General features: G+C 44.2%; 21 protein-coding genes. 5 read left to right on the top strand and 16 right to left on the bottom strand.

Translation table 11 applies throughout. The features are described from left to right. Nucleotides 1–49 precede the first annotated feature (49 nt). Nucleotides 50–538 carry an FKBP-type peptidyl-prolyl cis-trans isomerase gene (locus FTD44_RS12080; protein WP_222166703.1) on the bottom strand — a complete coding sequence of 163 codons (489 nt, stop codon included), beginning with the start codon at nt 536–538 and terminating at the stop codon, nt 50–52. A gap of 3 nt (nt 539–541) precedes the next feature. Further along, nucleotides 542–1,027, bottom strand: coding sequence for an FKBP-type peptidyl-prolyl cis-trans isomerase (locus FTD44_RS12075; RefSeq protein ID WP_222166702.1), 486 nt, complete (start codon nt 1,025–1,027; stop codon nt 542–544). Nucleotides 1,028–1,171: 144 nt separating this feature from the next. On the opposite strand from FTD44_RS12075, the gene lptB reads away from it, so the two are divergent. Beyond that, a complete protein-coding gene (gene lptB / locus FTD44_RS12070; protein WP_222166701.1) occupies nt 1,172–1,933 on the top strand; it encodes an LPS export ABC transporter ATP-binding protein in 762 nt (253 codons plus the stop codon). On the opposite strand, the gene FTD44_RS12065 is transcribed toward lptB, so the two are convergent. The 4 genes from FTD44_RS12065 to ccsA all read right to left on the bottom strand — a co-directional run bounded on the left by FTD44_RS12065 (nt 1,934) and on the right by ccsA (nt 5,014). Beyond that, on the bottom strand, nt 1,934–2,491 hold the full coding sequence (locus FTD44_RS12065; protein WP_222166700.1) for an OmpA family protein: 558 nt from the start codon (nt 2,489–2,491) through the stop codon (nt 1,934–1,936). A gap of 114 nt (nt 2,492–2,605) precedes the next feature. After that, nucleotides 2,606–4,027, bottom strand: a complete 1,422-nt coding sequence (locus FTD44_RS12060) for a Glu/Leu/Phe/Val family dehydrogenase (RefSeq protein WP_129019918.1) — start codon at nt 4,025–4,027, stop codon at nt 2,606–2,608. 28 nt (nt 4,028–4,055) lie between these two features. Continuing rightward, the gene (locus tag FTD44_RS12055; protein ID WP_129020621.1) at nt 4,056–4,268 is read right to left on the bottom strand and encodes a CcmD family protein; all 213 of its coding nucleotides are present in this window, start codon (nt 4,266–4,268) and stop codon (nt 4,056–4,058) included. A 77-nt stretch (nt 4,269–4,345) separates the two neighbouring features. Next, the gene (gene ccsA / locus FTD44_RS12050) at nt 4,346–5,014 is read right to left on the bottom strand and encodes a cytochrome c biogenesis protein CcsA (RefSeq protein WP_222166699.1); all 669 of its coding nucleotides are present in this window, start codon (nt 5,012–5,014) and stop codon (nt 4,346–4,348) included. A gap of 168 nt (nt 5,015–5,182) precedes the next feature. Here ccsA and FTD44_RS12045 point away from each other — a divergent pair, with 168 nt between their 5' ends. Continuing rightward, a complete protein-coding gene (locus FTD44_RS12045; RefSeq protein WP_222166698.1) occupies nt 5,183–5,683 on the top strand; it encodes an NADPH-dependent FMN reductase in 501 nt (166 codons plus the stop codon). 105 nt (nt 5,684–5,788) lie between these two features. Here the strand turns inward: FTD44_RS12045 and FTD44_RS12040 are convergent, their stop codons facing one another. Further along, nucleotides 5,789–6,253 carry a hypothetical protein gene (locus FTD44_RS12040; RefSeq protein WP_222166697.1) on the bottom strand — a complete coding sequence of 155 codons (465 nt, stop codon included), beginning with the start codon at nt 6,251–6,253 and terminating at the stop codon, nt 5,789–5,791. Nucleotides 6,254–6,495: 242 nt separating this feature from the next. Here FTD44_RS12040 and FTD44_RS12035 point away from each other — a divergent pair, with 242 nt between their 5' ends. Then, on the top strand, nt 6,496–6,792 hold the full coding sequence (locus FTD44_RS12035; protein WP_222166696.1) for a hypothetical protein: 297 nt from the start codon (nt 6,496–6,498) through the stop codon (nt 6,790–6,792). A 56-nt stretch (nt 6,793–6,848) separates the two neighbouring features. On the opposite strand, the gene FTD44_RS12030 is transcribed toward FTD44_RS12035, so the two are convergent. From FTD44_RS12030 to lysA, 9 genes are all read right to left on the bottom strand, one after another. After that, nucleotides 6,849–7,415, bottom strand: coding sequence for a DUF4256 domain-containing protein (locus FTD44_RS12030; protein ID WP_222166695.1), 567 nt, complete (start codon nt 7,413–7,415; stop codon nt 6,849–6,851). A 54-nt stretch (nt 7,416–7,469) separates the two neighbouring features. Further along, complete coding sequence (locus FTD44_RS12025; protein ID WP_222166694.1) at nt 7,470–8,048, bottom strand: YdeI/OmpD-associated family protein; 579 nt, start codon at nt 8,046–8,048, stop codon at nt 7,470–7,472. A gap of 4 nt (nt 8,049–8,052) precedes the next feature. Then, a complete protein-coding gene (locus FTD44_RS12020; RefSeq protein ID WP_222166693.1) occupies nt 8,053–8,439 on the bottom strand; it encodes a DoxX family protein in 387 nt (128 codons plus the stop codon). Between the two features lie 6 nt (nt 8,440–8,445). Then, entirely contained in the window at nt 8,446–8,913 is a 468-nt protein-coding gene (locus FTD44_RS12015; protein WP_129019926.1) for an SRPBCC domain-containing protein, read from the bottom strand. Nucleotide 8,914: 1 nt separating this feature from the next. Continuing rightward, nucleotides 8,915–9,241: an ArsR/SmtB family transcription factor gene (locus FTD44_RS12010; protein WP_222166692.1), complete on the bottom strand. Its 327-nt coding sequence runs from the start codon at nt 9,239–9,241 to the stop codon at nt 8,915–8,917. A 115-nt stretch (nt 9,242–9,356) separates the two neighbouring features. Next, on the bottom strand, nt 9,357–10,136 hold the full coding sequence (locus tag FTD44_RS12005; RefSeq protein WP_129019928.1) for an enoyl-CoA hydratase/isomerase family protein: 780 nt from the start codon (nt 10,134–10,136) through the stop codon (nt 9,357–9,359). Nucleotides 10,137–10,172: 36 nt separating this feature from the next. Further along, a complete protein-coding gene (locus tag FTD44_RS12000; RefSeq protein ID WP_222166691.1) occupies nt 10,173–10,913 on the bottom strand; it encodes a ParA family protein in 741 nt (246 codons plus the stop codon). 98 nt (nt 10,914–11,011) lie between these two features. Continuing rightward, nucleotides 11,012–11,350, bottom strand: coding sequence for a hypothetical protein (locus tag FTD44_RS11995; protein WP_129019930.1), 339 nt, complete (start codon nt 11,348–11,350; stop codon nt 11,012–11,014). A gap of 27 nt (nt 11,351–11,377) precedes the next feature. Beyond that, nucleotides 11,378–12,577: a diaminopimelate decarboxylase gene (gene lysA, locus FTD44_RS11990; protein ID WP_202615973.1), complete on the bottom strand. Its 1,200-nt coding sequence runs from the start codon at nt 12,575–12,577 to the stop codon at nt 11,378–11,380. Between the two features lie 410 nt (nt 12,578–12,987). Between lysA and FTD44_RS11985 the strand changes: the two genes are divergently transcribed. Together FTD44_RS11985 and FTD44_RS11980 are read left to right on the top strand one after the other, a co-directional pair. Then, complete coding sequence (locus tag FTD44_RS11985; protein ID WP_222166690.1) at nt 12,988–14,019, top strand: T9SS type A sorting domain-containing protein; 1,032 nt, start codon at nt 12,988–12,990, stop codon at nt 14,017–14,019. 230 nt (nt 14,020–14,249) lie between these two features. Further along, the gene (locus FTD44_RS11980) at nt 14,250–15,308 is read left to right on the top strand and encodes a T9SS type A sorting domain-containing protein (RefSeq protein WP_222166689.1); all 1,059 of its coding nucleotides are present in this window, start codon (nt 14,250–14,252) and stop codon (nt 15,306–15,308) included. Nucleotides 15,309–16,065 lie beyond the last annotated feature (757 nt).

Raw genomic sequence — 16,065 nt, 5'->3', positions numbered from 1 at the left:
AGCAACCGGATGATTGATCATCCGGTTGCTTTTTTATATAAAGTTTCAATTAATTGTAGCGCACTAAACGAATAGTATATACCAGTATCTTATCAGAAGGTACATAGCTTGGCTCCAATATTGTATGGTTTCCCTTTCCTAATGATGGTGGCAGGTACAATTTCATTTCTCCTCCCATACCAATCAGTGGCAAAGCATATCTCCAGCCATATATGTATTTCGACAAGTCGTGGTACATAGCGGTAGAGTTATTATTGGTTTTCACAAAATAATCTTCGTTGTCATAAGCACGACCTTCAAAGTTGGCATATATATCAGAGCATATACCAGGATGATTGGCTGTACCTGGTTTTACGATCTGGTAGAAAAAGCCTCTGTTATCGTACACTGCATTTGCATTTACCGATTCAACATATGCCTTCAGCGCCGTTATTTCCTCCTGGGGTACTGCCACACTTACATCCTCACATACATCCTTTTTAAAGCAGGAAGAAAGGCTCACACAGGCCATCAGGGCCACAAATATTTTTTTCAGCATAAATTAATCTTTTGTAATGCTATGAAGCTTAATGGTAAAAATAGTGATAGAACCTCCGGGAATAGGCCCGTTATCCTCATCACCGTATCCCAATGCAGGTGGCAGGTACAGGATGATCTCTCCACCTTCTCCTACTAATGGCATGCCCATTCTCCATCCCGAAATCAATGATAAAAGGGAGAAGGTCTGGTTATTATTGGAATCGAACACCGTACCATTCACCAGCTTACCGGAGTAATCGATCATAATGGTAGCGCATTGCGATGGCTTTTTGCTCGATCCCGGGTTCTGGATTTTATAATAAAAACCCCTGCTGTCATATTCAGCGTTAATACTGTTATTGGTTATATAATTCTTCAGGGCAACAGAATCGCGTTCCGGAATAGTTATATTAACATCCACACAGGTACTGCTGCTTTTATCCTTGCAGGAAACGGCAGTGGACAGAATAGCAGCGGACAGAATAGTATACAATACGGATTTCATCATCGTCAGTTCAAAAAAAGTAAACGCAAATTTATGCTATTTCATTCAAATTCCGCTCCGGAATCCGTAAACATAACTTAATTTGTTATCTTTTTATTGTGAGCCTATACGGTTCTTTTTTTACTATTTTTGCGCAAACACTATCAGATGAAGGATCAGGTCCATCAAAAAATACATACGACTGAACTGGTTAAAAAGTATGGCAAGCGTACTGTAGTAAATCATGTATCTATAGAGGTACAGCAGGGCGAAATTGTAGGACTGCTGGGTCCGAATGGTGCGGGTAAAACGACCTCTTTCTATATGACTGTGGGCCTGGTAAAACCGGATGAAGGACAGGTATTCCTGAATGATATGGATATCACGAAACTGCCTATGTACAAACGTGCGCAGCTGGGTATCGGCTACCTGCCGCAGGAGGCTTCCATCTTCCGTAAACTATCTGTGGAAGATAATATTGCTGCTGTACTGGAAATGACAAAATTATCCCGCCAGGAACAGAAAGACAAACTGGAAAGCTTGCTGGAAGAGTTTCGCCTGACACATGTACGTAAAAGTATGGGTGATGTACTGAGTGGTGGAGAACGTCGTCGCACAGAGATTGCAAGGGCACTGGCGGTAGATCCTAAATTCATCCTGCTGGATGAGCCATTTGCCGGTATTGACCCTATTGCGGTAGAAGACATTCAGGCGATTGTAGCCAAACTAAAATTCAAAAACATCGGTATCCTGATTACGGATCATAATGTAAACGAAACCCTGTCGATTACCGACAGGGCTTACTTAATGTTTGAAGGCAGATTATTGAAATCCGGAACTGCTGAAGATCTTGCAGCAGACGAAGAGGTGCGCAGAGTATACCTTGGTAAACACTTCGAGCTACGCCGTAAGAAATACGACGTAAACTAACTAGCCCTTCTCCTTACCCGGATATTCATCCTGGTAGTTATATAATATCACGAACTCTACCCTCCTGTTTTGCTGGCGGCCCTCAAATGTTTCATTGCTGGCAACAGGATTTTTAGGGCCGAAACCCCAGGTATAAACACGTTTATTTTTCACTTCACTTTGCAGTAATGCTGCTTTTGCACTTTCTGCACGCTCCCAGGACAGTTTTTCATTCATCTCCAGGTTGCCCGATATATCGGTATAACCGGTTACCAGTACACTTGTTTTGGGATATTTGTTCAAAACTGCTGCCAGTTTTCCCAGAGAAGGCAGATAACTGGTATTTACGATTGAGGAGTTCACCTCAAACAGTAATGCCTCCGGCAATACTACTTTTACTTTATCATCTTCATAAGTAACCTTCGCCTCTGGTAAGGATTTGGATAATGTCTCATACACATCCTTCATGTCCTTACGCTGCTTTGCAGTGGCGTGTTTTTTGGTTTTACAGGATGTAGCGGTGGTCATCAATGCTGTGCCAGAACCCAATGCCAGGAATAAAAACAAATACTTCTTCATCTCAAATACATATTTATATCGCAAATATAGGCAATACAGTCTTATAAAAGTATTGCGCGCCGCTTGCGGCGCGCAATACTTTGGATATCAATAAAAAAACTACTTAATTTTCTGTTAAGGGAAGATACCTAACTCTTCGTATGCAACACCAACTTTGTTGATGGCACAGATGAAGGCTGCTGTACGCATATCTTCAACACCCTGATTCATTTTCAGTGCTTCACGGATCTCGTGGTAAGAACCGATCATAGTGTCTTCCAGACCGGAATATACCAGATCAACTTCTTCAGGTCCACGCAGAATCATTTTACGCTCTACAGCGCCGAATGATTTACCGGTAATGCTTTCTACACCTCTAACGATTTCCGCATTCATATTTTCGCTGAAACGTTTTTCCAGACGACCATAACGAACGTGGCTCAGGTTTTTCAACCACTCAAAGTAAGAAACGGTTACACCACCTGCATTCAGGTACATATCCGGTACAATCAGTACACCTTTTTTGTTCAGGATCTCATCAGCTTCCGGAGTCAGCGGACCATTAGCCGCTTCACCGATAATTTTAGCCTGAATCTTCGCTGCATTATCACCATTAATAACGGCTTCCAGAGCGGCCGGGATCAGGATATCACATGGTTTTTCCAGTGTTTCTGCGCTTTGCGCAATATTCTGTGCACCAGGGAAGTTCAGGATAGAACCTGTTTCCTTACGGTGAGTCATTACCGCTTCCAGGTCAAGACCTTTCTCGTTGTAAATACCACCTTCATATTCTGCCAGACCTACCAGTAAACAACCTGATTCCTGGAAGAATTTAGCGGCGTGGTAACCCACATTACCTAAACCTTGCACAACAACACGTTTACCATCCAGACCAGGAGTCAGACCGATAGCATGCATATCTTCTGCAACATTTACCAGTTCGCGGATACCGTAGAATACACCCAGACCGGTTGCTTCTGTACGGCCTCTTACACCACCCTGTGCAATTGGTTTACCGGTAACACAAGCTTGTGCATTCAGCTCACCAGGGTTTAAAGAAGAGTATGTATCTACGATCCAGCTCATCTCACGGGCACCTGTACCATAATCCGGAGCAGGAACGTCGATACCAGGGCCGATAAAGTTTTTCTTAGCCAGCTCAGAAGTATAACGACGGGTAATTTTTTCTAATTCAAACGGAGTGTATTTTTTAGGATCAATCTTGATACCACCTTTACCACCACCAAACGGTACGTTTACCATCGCACATTTGTAGGTCATCAGTGCTGCCAGCGCCATCACCTCATCCTGGTTTACATCCATGCTGTAACGAATACCTCCTTTACAAGGTAATTTGTGGTGAGAGTGCTGTACACGGTAGGCTTCAATTACCTCTACTTCATTGCCGATTTTTACCGGGAATTTGATTTTCAATATCGAGTTACAAGCTTTAATCTGCTCTAAGATACCTTTTTCAAAACGAGTAAATTTAGCTGCCTTATCAAAATTACGCTCTACTCCCTGAAAGAAGCTGTATTCGCTGTGTGATGCTGACATACTTTTTAGTTGATTTTGGTTATTAAAATTATGGTTGATTTTGCTCTATCTTTTTAATTTTCTTTTCGATAGTAAACAAATATAAAATTATTCCTAAAAAAATAGTAAAAATTACGGTTACAACTACATATATTTTTCCGTCACCTCTCATTTGGTCTGCCATGGCCACCTTGCCGGTATCCTGGGCATTAGTGATCAGCGGTAATAGTACAGCTGACAGACACAAGATCAGCTTAGCCAAATATGATTGTATGTGTTTTAAACGCATAGTATTAAAAGTGTTTTTTCTTTATTACTTACTTTATTGAGTACATCTATTTATTTTCCGCCGCCAGTCAGCAAATCTTTCTTGGCCACCAGCTGGTACCGTATACCCAGTGTAGCAATCCAGCATCCTAACAGGAACCAGCCAAACACTGCTGTATAGAATACCGGGCGCATTGAAGGAGCCAGGTCACCAAATCCGGGATTACCACCATTGCCCGGGTGCAGAGATGCAGTAAGGCGTGGCAGAATCATGATCAGAGGGATCATGATAAAATAGGCAAAGACATTGTATACTGCCGATATTTTGGCTTTTTTGTCGTAATCAGGTACTGCTCCGCGCAGGGCCATATACGCAAAATAGATCAGTAAGCTCAGCGCAGATGCCAGCTGCTTAGGATCATTACTCCAGAACTCTCCCCAGGTAAAACGGGCCCATTCCATACCAGTAACCATACCTAAAGAACCGTACAGGATACCCACTTTGGCAAACTGTTCGGTATAGATATCAAACTTCAGATTCTGTGTGTTCAGGAAACGGATAGCATAAACGAGACTAACTGTAAAAAGAAGCATCATACCGAACCACATCGGTACGTGGAAATACAGGTTACGAATCGTTTCATTGAGAATGTTCAGTGCCGGTACCGGCATCAGGAGTCCTACAATAATGGTTACAGAGAGTAAAAGGACACAGACAACTTTCCACCAGATTTTTCGCATAATAAGAATAGCAAAGGCTATATTAATTTATTATTAATCCGACAAAGGTAATAACATTTATGCCATTTCAGATACCAAACTGCCGTAATTATTTTTTGTGACAGATTCCTGATCATATGTCTTTTATGGCATTTGGAGACAAGGCGGTTCAGGAGCTATATTTGCAGTATGATTACGATTATTTCCGGCACCAACAGAGCTGGTAGCAATACACTGAAAGTAGCTGAATATTACTATAACATAGTACGCCAACGCACGTCCGATGTACATTTGTTCTCTCTGAAGGATATGGATGTACATTACCGCAGCGAGGCATTTAAGCAGGTAGAGTCTGAATGGCTGATCCCTTCAGAGAAATTCATATTTGTGCTGCCAGAATATAACGGCAGCTTTCCGGGTATATTGAAAACGATGATGGACAGCTCCGACATCCGCAAATGCTGGTGGCATAAAAAAGCACTGCTGGTGGGCCTTGCAGACGGCCGTGGCGGCAATGCCCGCGGACTGGATCATCTGTCTAATATCCTGCATTATCTGAAAATGCATGTGCACTATAACAAACTGCCCATCTCTAAAATCAATGAAGAACTGCTGGAAGACGGTAGCTTTAAGCATGACAGTACCCGCATGAACATTGAACAGCAGATAGAAGCTTTTATGCAGTTTTAGTGCAGCAATTATACATGCTACATTAATTAATATTACTAAAGCCCCTGTATGATTTAATTCATACGGGGGCTTTATAGTTCATTGTCTGTATTGTAAATACGGTCATTATCGTATCCGCTGCATGCCCCAGATATCCTGCTCGTCCAGGAAGCGGACAATAGCCTCATGTACCTCCGGACTCAGGACTTTTTCCCGGCAGATAATATCATAGCCTTTAGGCGTAAATAAAGTGCGCTCAAAAAAGATCAGTGCAAAATCATCATCCATATGCACCCATTCCCATTTAGACCGAACGAGTGTCAGTAGCCCTTTGCCTCTCCATTCAAACTTAGTACATTCCTTATTGATGGGTTTATCCCAGCCCCTGATCCGCTTTTGCTCCAGTCCTTTCATGTAGAAAACTGTGTCCTCCAGCTCGGGGCCTTCCGTTCCGGCCACGATACGATAATGAAATGATGGTTCTTTCTTATCTCCTTTCAGCCACATCGGAAAATTGGTATAGTGTACATACCAGGTTCCGGTCAGGGCATCCAGTGTATTAAACATGGTCTCGATCAGCTTTGTATGCATAGGCTTGACTAACATTTAGTATACTAATATACAAACTGATTCCCTATTTACCAAGCAAAAAGCAGCTTGAAATGCAGTGCCAGCAATGGTTCTACGACGAACGCCCGATTTTACCCGACGAATGTTCATCGAGTGCTATCCCTAACTGGTCGAAAAGTGCTGGCACACCGTGCAGGGGCGGAGTATGTTTGCATTAGAAAAACAAACAAATAATCTTAATCACTCATCAAAAACTAAATATTATGAAAAAATTATTCTTCGCAATCGTAGCTATCGCAGCATTCTCTGGCTTTTCTGCACAGGCACAATCTACTGCCAGCAAACTGGTGTATTACAAATCGGCACATCCGGTAATCGAAATCGAACTGGGCAATATTATGACCAATACGACTTTCTATATCAAAAATGACAAAGGAGAAGTGATCAAGAAAGGAAGCGTAACCCGCAATGGCAAGATTGCTGTAAATACAGCGGAACTGAAAAACGGCAACTACCGCTTCGAGATCTGTGGTGTGACTCAGGACTTTACTATTCGTTAATCCAATATATAAAGCGCTTCCTGATTGTCTGTATACAAGCAGGAAGCAGCTTTTCATTACACGGTTAGTGCAACACGAAAACCGCGTGCAGCATAGTATGATTCGGCACCGTTGTGGTAGGTAAATACAGTGTTGTAACGCCGGTCACAAAACAGGGCACCACCCAGAGAACGGATGTCTTCCGGTGTCTGCACCCAGCTGGATGTTTTCAGATCAAAGGCGCCCAGCTCCTGCAGCTCCCGGTATTGTGCTTCTGTAAGCAATGCAGCACCCATTTCTGCAGCCATACCCAATGCACTATGTTTGGGCTTATGCTCTTTCCTGGATTCCAGTGCCTCATGGTCAAAACAGACGCTTCTGCGGCCTTTAGGGCTTTCTGCGGCGCAGTCTACAAAGAGGTACTCATCTGTTTTTTTATTGTAACCAATTACATCCGGCTCACCTCCGGTCATTTCCATTTCATTAAGTGACCAGAGTTTATCGGGATGGGATTCTAGTCTGGCCTGTACTTTAGCCCAGCTGATGCCTTCGTGCCGGCCTTTATTTTTTTCAAAACGCGCCTGCAGTATATCTAGCAGCTCCTGCTGCACTTCTGGTGCTACGGTCTTTTTGTTACTTTTCATATCAATAGATTGAGAGGAGTATTATGATGCTTTTAAAGATCAGCCGGACAGTACCTAATCGTCCAGGCCCTTGCCTTCCATGATTTGCGGAATACATTTCTCTACCCGGGAAGCGCGCGTCTTCGATTGTTTCGCTTGTCCGAAATAAAAAAGATAAGCCCTTTGTCTTCCGGGAGTCAACGCGAAAAAGGCTTCATTCAGCGCAGCATTACTATCGAGCTGCTCCTGAAACTCTTCCGGTATGGCATAGTCTTTTGTTTTCTTCAGTGCTACTTTTTCGCCCGACTCTTCTATTTCCACCGCTTCAAATATGTACTGCTTCAGGGTTTCCTGCACAGCCTCTATATCGGCCACGGATGTGAAGCGAACCTGCCTGGCCGACTGCACATTTTCCGTCTGCTGTATGAGTATTCCTTTCGGATCTTTCAGCAAAGCGCCTTTCACAAATAGCACCGCACAATACTCCTTAAAGGAGTGAATGAGGATTATATTCTTGTCCTGATAAGTATAGCAGGGCACACCCCACTTCAGCTCTTCTTTAAGCTGGCAATCCAGGACAATAGTGCGCAGCAGCCTTTGTTCGTCATGCCATTTGGTGGCCTTATCAAAAAAGAAATCTACTTTCGGATTCATAGTATTAATTGTGGCTTAAAGTTAATGTTTTTCGTGCAGCCGGGCGGAAATACCAGGATACAATAGTCAGTAACAGCAGCAATAGTGAGGGAAAAATTTCTCCCATAGGATCACTCATAGCTATATGCGATATAGCCGCACCGGTCATAGCAAAGAAGAACCCGGCATATGCCCATTCTTTCAGTACCGGAAACTTAGGAACCAATACGGCAACAACACCCAACAGTTTCCACACACCCAGTATAGTCAAAAAATAGGACGGATAACCCAGTGCTTTCATCTTTTCTGCTTCTTCCTCCACCGGGATCAGTTGCACAATTGCCGTAGAGACCATACCTAAAGACAGCCAGACCGTAGCTATCCAGTAAATGATTTTATTTCTTTTGCTCATGGTATATTATTTTGAGGTAGCCAATAATTCCTGAATACGGTTGTGTGCCATGTTGAGCCCATACTCAAACGGCAGCTTCAGCATCTGGTCACGATCTGCGATAGAACGGTATACAATCTGCATGCTCAGTTTGCTGCGGTTATCGTCCAGCGATTCAAATTCCAGAAATTCGAGCTGCACGGGGAAGCCCGCATTTTCCATTTCAAAGGTGCGTACAATACGCTTGTTCTCTGTACATTCATGAATGGTGCCATTGGCTTTGAACACCACATTACCTTTATCATCGCTGGTTTCAAACTGGTATCCGCCATGCGGCTGCACATCCAGCTTTACCACTTTTGTACCCATCCACTGCGCTACGATCTCCGGCTCTATATATGCCTTAAACAGCAGGTCCAGGGGCAGGTCGAATGTGCGGGTGATCAGCAGATCTTGTTTACCTTCTTCGGCATGTACTTTAGTTTTCGGTTCCATTTTATTTATTTTTAGATTGATAGTTTTTCATAATGGCTTCCAGTTTGTTGAAGCGCTCATCCCACATCTGGCGGAACGGTTCTATAAAATCTGCGATTTCTTTCATCTTATGCGGGTTTAAGTGATAATATATCTCCCTGCCGTTCTGCTCCTGCTTCAGCAGCTCACATTCGGTCAGTATCTGCAGGTGCTTAGAGACGGTTGGCCGGGCCGTATCGAAATTGGCGGCAATAGCCCCGGCCGACATCGATTGTGCAGCCAGCAGCATCAGTATAGCCCTGCGTGTAGGGTCGGCAATTGCCTGGAATACATCTCTTCTCAGATTCATTGTGTAGCTATTTGACTACAAATATACATGTAGCCATTTAACTACACAAATATTTTTTCATAAAAAAAATGCCCGGCACAGCGCCGGGCATTTTTTTTATGAAATTCAGTTATGATTATTTACCCTGAAATGCAGCTGGTCTTTTCTCCAGGAATGCTGCTGCACCTTCTTTTTTATCTTCGGTATCGAAACACTCACCGAACATACGGATTTCATTATCCAGTCCGGTAGGGCTAACGGTAGCCGCTTCATTAACCAGGCTGATGATCTTGCTGATCGCCACTGGTGCTTTGGTCAGTATTTTCTGAGCGATCTCAGTCGTTTTAGCCAACAGCTCTTCTGCAGTAAATACGTGATTAACCAGGCCTAAAGCTTTTGCCTCGTCTGCTTTGATCATATCTGCAGTCATCAGCAGTTCCATTGCTTTACCTTTACCAATCAGCTGTACCAGGCGTTGTGTACCGCCATAGCCAGGAATCAGGCCCAGGTTCACTTCCGGCTGACCGAAACGTGCACCTTCACTTGCTGTACGGAAGTGGCAGGACATTGCCAGCTCACAACCACCGCCTAATGCAAAACCGTTTACCGCTGCGATAATTGGTTTAGGGCTGTTTTCAATTTTATTAAACACAAGCTCAGCACCTCTTTTAGCCAGGGCCGCACCGCCATTGCCATCCAGGTCTGTAAATTCAGAAATATCTGCACCCGCTACGAAAGCTTTTGCACCGGCACCGGTAATAATGGCTGCTTTGATGTCTGCATTCTGATATACCTCGTCCAGGGCAGCACCCAGTTCTGTAATCACGTCTTTATTCAAGGCGTTCATTTTGTCAGGACGATTGATCGTAATGGTACAGATATGTTGCTCTACTTGTGTTAGAATTGTTTGATACATGTTTTTAAAAAATGGTTTATAATTAGTTTGTATAATTTAGAAGATGCCCTCTTTCAGTTCTTCCCACAATTCTGTGTATGCCTGTGCCGCCCTGGAGCTGGGTGCAAATGCCATGACCGGAGCCTGGTATATGCCCATCTTCTCCACATCGGACAGGTAGGGTATGTAAGAAGAAAAGAACCTGCGCTGGCGATGAAAAGCTTCCATGGTTTCGAGATGCAAGGCTTTGCGGCTGTCGACCATAGAGAAGTAACACATCAGCTTGGCCAGGTCTATCTTCTTTTCTTCAAAGAAAGACTTTACGGCCTCGAAGGTTCTCAGAGATAGTGTAGTAGGTATAGTAGGCAACAGCACAATGTCTGCCGCCTGAAAGATATGCTCTGCCAATACCGAAAAGCCCGGAGGGCAATCTATAAAGACCAGGTCATAATCGTTTTTAAGTGGTTTCAGCAATTGTTTTACATACTTCTTGCTGTTACCCTGTGCCTCCAGTAAGGCATCCAGCTTGCGGCTGGAGAAGTCGGACGGAACAATGTCCAGGTAATCATAACCGGTATGCTGTATCAGCTCAGAGATGACCACATGCTGTTCTACCAGCTTCTTTGTATCCTTGGCACTACCGGCACTGGCCTGGTAGTAGAAGCCTGAAGCCCCCTGCGGGTCCAGATCCCAGATCAGGGTACGGTACTCGTCCATAGCAGCAAGGTGTGCGAGGTTTACGCAACCGGCGGTCTTCCCCACACCACCTTTAAGATTATACAGGGCAATGGTAATCATAGATAAATATTTTAAAATGTTTACTATGCAATTCACTGATGTAAAACTAAGATATAATAGCCTTACATGTATTACCTTTCTATAAAGCCTGCTGCTGATTACATTTTGCCGATCTCGTCATCGATCCACAGCGCATAATTGGTATACCATTTTGCGGCTTTAGGATAGATTTCTGCCAGGGCACCTGCATCGGCTTGTGTACCGTGTAACAGGAAAATATGGTTTTCGTCCTCATCTTCGCTGTTGGCAAACACGAATCCGAATGGGTTCAGTGCTTCAAACTGTTTCATATCTTCCGGAAATACAGACAGTACCTCCAGGTAAGTATTAGTAGGCATGTGTACCAGTACTGTACGGCCTTCCAGTTGTTCGCCTAAGTGGTTTTCGCCATCCAGCAGTACGAATTCAGGAATCGGGAATTTATTTGCAATATTCATCTCTTCTTATTTTTGCTGTTTATATAATTACAATACTTCGATCTGGTTTTTCAGCAGATCTTCAAATACTTCTCTTTTTCTGATCAGGTGTGGCTTACCATCTACCACCAGTACTTCTGCCGGTTTCAGGCGGCTGTTAAAGTTAGAGCTCATTTCGAAGCCATAGGCACCTGCATTATGAAACACCAGTACATCGCCCTCTCTCACTTCATTGATCTTACGATCCCAGGCAAAGGTATCCGTTTCGCAGATATTACCCACCACAGTGTAGATACGCTCAGCCCCTTTAGGATTGCTGATGTTTTCGATATTATGGTATGCATCGTAGAACATAGGACGGATCAGGTGGTTGAAGCCCGAGTTTACCCCTACGAATACGGTAGCAGTAGTTTGTTTGATCACATTTGTTTTCACCAGGAAATGGCCAGATTCGCTCACAATATATTTACCTGGTTCGAACCACAGCATCAGTTCTTTGTTGCTGGCTTTCTGAAATTTATCAAAGGCTTTCAGTACTTTCTTTCCTAAAGTCTGTACATCTGTCTCCAGCTCATCCTTAGCATAAGGCACTTTAAATCCGCTACCCATATCGATATACTTCAGGTTAGGGAAGTGCTCTGCTACTTCAAACATGATCTCCAGGCCTTGTACAAACACATCGGCATCTTTGATCTCACTGCCGGTATGCATATGCAGCCCTTCTACATTAAGACCTGTAGACTTCATGATGCGCTCGATATGGCGCAGCTGATGAATAGAGATACCAAATTTACTATCGATGTGACCGGTAGAGATTTTATAGTTACCACCAGCAAAGATGTGCGGGTTGATGCGGATAAAGATCGGGTAAGCACCGGCATATTTATTACCGAATTGCTCCAGGATAGAGATATTGTCGATATTAATGTGTACGCCCAGTTGCATAGCTGCTTCGATCTCGGCCAGGTCTACACAGTTAGGGGTAAACAGGATACGGTCAGGGGTGAAGCCTGCACGCAGGCCCAGTTGCACTTCATAGATGCTCACACAGTCCAGTCCGGCACCCTGCTGCTCTACTACTTTAAGGATATTAATATTGGACAATGCCTTACAAGCATAAAAGAAACGAGTCTGCTTATCGAATGCCTTGCTTAACTTTTGATACTGCTGCTTTATCTTCTCTGCATTGTAAACATACAATGGGGTACCAAATTCTTGTGCAATAGCTAATAGCTCGTTGTTTGTCATAATAACTTTTATACTTGTTTTAAAAAATTTTAGAATCCACAAAAATATATTAAAATATCATTTATAGCAATTCCAATGCGGATAAATAAGCCTCTGCGCACCCTGTACGGGTATATGCTCCATAGCAGGGGCAAAAATACATTGTTTACAAGATGCCTAGTATCAATACAATAAACATAGTCTTTTTACCTGCTTCGAAAAGTTTAGGGATCAAAATATTTTTAACAATTTCATTAAACCTGTGCAAAGCCTTATAGTCTATGTAGGGCTGCTTAACTTTATATTAAGGAACGCAATAGCTATTTCACTAATTAGTGTACAAAACCGTACGTCTGATATATTATATCGCTATTTTCGCCGTTATTACATCTTGAGTCCAATCATATTTAACCCGTAATAATAAATTAAACATGAAAAAAACACTACTCGCCTTACTGGCCACAACGACCATTGGCATGGGCATAAGCCATGCACAGACTCCTGTTAAACGCTACGATGCAACCTATAGCTCCGGCGGCACTTATACCCAACTGACCAATGCTACAGATATTGGCTTTGATGTAGACTGGGACGATACTGTGAGTGATGCTATCACCCTGCCGTTTGCCTTTAAATACCAGAACACTACTGTCGCTACTGTCAACATTGAGACTTATGGTGGTCTGTACCTGAACGAGTCTTTCCATGAAGACCTGGAGATCGGCAACATCATGGGGGTGAATATGGATTATGTATCTGCAGGCAGGGGTAAAATATTCTACACCACAACAGGCACTGCCGGCAACCGCATCTTTAAAGTAGAGTACCGCAACGTAGGCCGCTACAATGACGTTAATGGTACAGATACCCTTAACTTCCAGATCTGGCTGTACGAAAGCGATAACGCAATCGAATACCGCGGCGGCTACTCTAATGTGCCAGCAAGTGAATTTGCAAGCGACTTCGATGACATGGACAATGGTCTGGATGGTATATTCTGTGGCCTCATTGGCAATGCCGGAGACTCTATTGCGACCAGCGGTGATGCCTTCCTCCACGCTGCACAGCGTATGAACAATGTATTCAGTGATACAGCTATTGGTGTAGCGGCTGCACAAAACCCTGCTATGTTTGATTATTTGCTGTACGGTGCTTACCCTGCAAACGGTTCTGTGATCCGTTTCGTACCACCAAACCCGAACAGTATTGCGAAGGTAGACTTCGATATGGCGAGCGTATACCCTAACCCGTCTAAAGATGGTAAGTATAGCCTGACCCTGAAAGAAGCCCCTCTGGCTGGTGCTACACTGACGATCTATGATATGACCGGAAAGGTAGTCCTGAACCAACCTTTACACCTGGCCAGCACAGCTATAGATCTGACTGCTTATGCTAATGGTAACTACTTTGGTAAGATCACCAATGGCGGCCGTACCGGCAGCTTCAAACTGATCAAAGAGTAAGCTATTCTATAATATATTAAAAAGAGTTGGGCGCTGCAGATGCAGCGCCCAACTCTTTTTAATATATATCCTATCTGCCCAGGAGGGCGGAGGGTAAATACCTAATTTAAAAAAAGAAACAACAATTCTCTAAGCCACGCCATGTGCTTTGCGTCTATATTATCACATCACTCAAAAGAGACATAATACCTTTTCCCTATAAACCCTTAAACAACCCAAAGATCATGAACATGAAAAAATTCTTACTCCCTTTACTGGCCGCTACCATGATGGCTACGGGTATAAGCCATGCACAAAGCCCTGTAAAACGTTACGGTGTCTCCTATACCGGAAGCACCTACACCCCACTGACCAGTGCCACTGACCTGGGCTTTACCGGCAACTGGAATGATACAACCAGCAACAACATCGCTTTTCCCTTCCCGTTTAAGTACCAGAATACTACGGTCAGCACATTTGCAGTACACAGCTCGGGTAGCATATACCTGAATGGTGTGGAGAGCGATTATACCTACCTGGGCCAGATCAGCGGCATCAACCTGCCGTACGAAGGCCGGGGCAGAGGCAAGGTCAAGTATGCCACCACCGGTACAACGGGCAACCGTATACTCAAAATAGAATTCAGTAATGCAAGCTGGGCGGTCGATATTACCGGTACCGATACCCTTAACTTCCAGGTATGGATGTATGAGCAGGACAATGCTATCGAATACCGTGCCGGTTACAGTAATGTAGCCAATACCATGTTTGCCACTACAGCCGCCGAGGTATTGTATGAAGGCAAAACGCCTATTGCCTGTGCCCTGCTGGGCAATCCCGGCGACTCTATAGGTACCAACTTCCAGCAACAGTTTATCCATGCTGCCCAGTACAAGTTTATCAGCAGTGAGTTTACAGATACTGCTGTGCTGCTCAGTGAAATGTCTTTTGATAATCCAGAGTTTGATATGGCTGCCCTGGATGCCGTTATCTATGGTTATTACCCCCCTAATGGCTCCATAATCCGCTTTGCACCGCTTAACCCCAGCAGCATTGCCAAAGTAGACTTTGATATGGCCAGCATATACCCTAACCCATCGAAAAATGGTCAGTTCCGTATGCAGCTGAAAGAAGCTCCTAAAGCGGGTGCTACCCTGACGGTATATGATATGACAGGCAAGGTTGTATGGCAACAAGCAATCAATCATACCACTACCCATATAGACCTGGCTGCTTATGCCAATGGACACTATTTTGGCAAGATCATGAACGGCGGCCGTATCGGCAGCTTTAAACTTATCAAGGAGTAAATACACAGATTATCCATACAATAATAGGGCCTTGCATATGCAAGGCCCTATTATTGTATGGAACGAAACCCGGTCCCACGCCGGCGCGCGATCCCAGCGCGTGCCTTAAATCTTACAGCTACAAAACAAACAGTAAGGCCACAGCTTGTACAAACCGGGCACACGCAAGGTGCGTGCGCTCGCCTGTAATCGTTCCGTCATTTCGAGTACAAACGAAGAGCAAGTGCAACTTGTGATTGAAGTTTGCGAGCGTAGCTCTGGAGCGGCGTCGAGAAATCTCCTGAATGCAGGTACAAAAGGAGATGTCTCCACTGCGGTCGACATGACGAAGTGAGTGTTCCGTCATTTCGAGCACAGCAGAGCGGCGTCGAGAAATCTCCTCATTGCTGTTCTGTATAAAAGGTAGATGTCTCCCCTGCAGTCGACATGACGAAATGAGTGTCCCGTCATTTCGAGCACAGCAGAGCGGCGTCGAGAAATCTCCTCCTCGCTGTGCTGCATAGAAGGAGATATCTCCATTCCGCTGCGCTTCAGTCGATATGACGAAGTAACGAGAAGAAGACGAAACCCTGTCGCGGAGGCCTCCCTAAGCGTCAGGGTTGTGCCCTGGGCCCCATACTATCACCTCCGGAAACCCCAAAAACAGTACATAAGTTAGTGCCCGGGCTGCTGCGGTTGCAAGAGCGGGATATTATTTTAGAGGTAATATTTTTTCACTTTCTAAACCCAAAACTTATGTCAGGAATCAATAATAACA

It is taken from the genome of Edaphocola aurantiacus, assembly GCF_019797745.1.
Taxonomy (GTDB): domain Bacteria; phylum Bacteroidota; class Bacteroidia; order Chitinophagales; family Chitinophagaceae; genus Edaphocola; species Edaphocola aurantiacus.
The sequence above is the reverse complement of the archived record's forward strand: the minus strand, read 5'-3'. Positions and strand labels throughout refer to the sequence as shown.

Bases quoted from the DNA above. Each gene is read 5' to 3' on its own strand.
- FTD44_RS12060 (WP_129019918.1), bottom strand. From the start codon at position 4,027: ATGTCAGCATCACACAGCGAATACAGCTTCTTTCAGGGAGTAGAGCGT.
- lptB (WP_222166701.1), top strand. From the start codon at position 1,172: ATGAAGGATCAGGTCCATCAAAAAATACATACGACTGAACTGGTTAAA.
- FTD44_RS11985 (WP_222166690.1), top strand. From the start codon at position 12,988: ATGAAAAAAACACTACTCGCCTTACTGGCCACAACGACCATTGGCATG.
- FTD44_RS12075 (WP_222166702.1), bottom strand. From the start codon at position 1,027: ATGATGAAATCCGTATTGTATACTATTCTGTCCGCTGCTATTCTGTCC.
- FTD44_RS12080 (WP_222166703.1), bottom strand. From the start codon at position 538: ATGCTGAAAAAAATATTTGTGGCCCTGATGGCCTGTGTGAGCCTTTCT.
- FTD44_RS12025 (WP_222166694.1), bottom strand. From the start codon at position 8,048: ATGAATCCGAAAGTAGATTTCTTTTTTGATAAGGCCACCAAATGGCAT.
- FTD44_RS12005 (WP_129019928.1), bottom strand. From the start codon at position 10,136: ATGTATCAAACAATTCTAACACAAGTAGAGCAACATATCTGTACCATT.
- lysA (WP_202615973.1), bottom strand. From the start codon at position 12,577: ATGACAAACAACGAGCTATTAGCTATTGCACAAGAATTTGGTACCCCA.
- FTD44_RS12045 (WP_222166698.1), top strand. From the start codon at position 5,183: ATGATTACGATTATTTCCGGCACCAACAGAGCTGGTAGCAATACACTG.
- FTD44_RS12010 (WP_222166692.1), bottom strand. From the start codon at position 9,241: ATGAATCTGAGAAGAGATGTATTCCAGGCAATTGCCGACCCTACACGC.
- FTD44_RS12020 (WP_222166693.1), bottom strand. From the start codon at position 8,439: ATGAGCAAAAGAAATAAAATCATTTACTGGATAGCTACGGTCTGGCTG.
- FTD44_RS12015 (WP_129019926.1), bottom strand. From the start codon at position 8,913: ATGGAACCGAAAACTAAAGTACATGCCGAAGAAGGTAAACAAGATCTG.
- FTD44_RS12030 (WP_222166695.1), bottom strand. From the start codon at position 7,415: ATGAAAAGTAACAAAAAGACCGTAGCACCAGAAGTGCAGCAGGAGCTG.
- FTD44_RS12000 (WP_222166691.1), bottom strand. From the start codon at position 10,913: ATGATTACCATTGCCCTGTATAATCTTAAAGGTGGTGTGGGGAAGACC.
- FTD44_RS12065 (WP_222166700.1), bottom strand. From the start codon at position 2,491: ATGAAGAAGTATTTGTTTTTATTCCTGGCATTGGGTTCTGGCACAGCA.
- FTD44_RS11995 (WP_129019930.1), bottom strand. From the start codon at position 11,350: ATGAATATTGCAAATAAATTCCCGATTCCTGAATTCGTACTGCTGGAT.
- FTD44_RS12035 (WP_222166696.1), top strand. From the start codon at position 6,496: ATGAAAAAATTATTCTTCGCAATCGTAGCTATCGCAGCATTCTCTGGC.
- ccsA (WP_222166699.1), bottom strand. From the start codon at position 5,014: ATGCGAAAAATCTGGTGGAAAGTTGTCTGTGTCCTTTTACTCTCTGTA.
- FTD44_RS12040 (WP_222166697.1), bottom strand. From the start codon at position 6,253: ATGCATACAAAGCTGATCGAGACCATGTTTAATACACTGGATGCCCTG.
- FTD44_RS11980 (WP_222166689.1), top strand. From the start codon at position 14,250: ATGAAAAAATTCTTACTCCCTTTACTGGCCGCTACCATGATGGCTACG.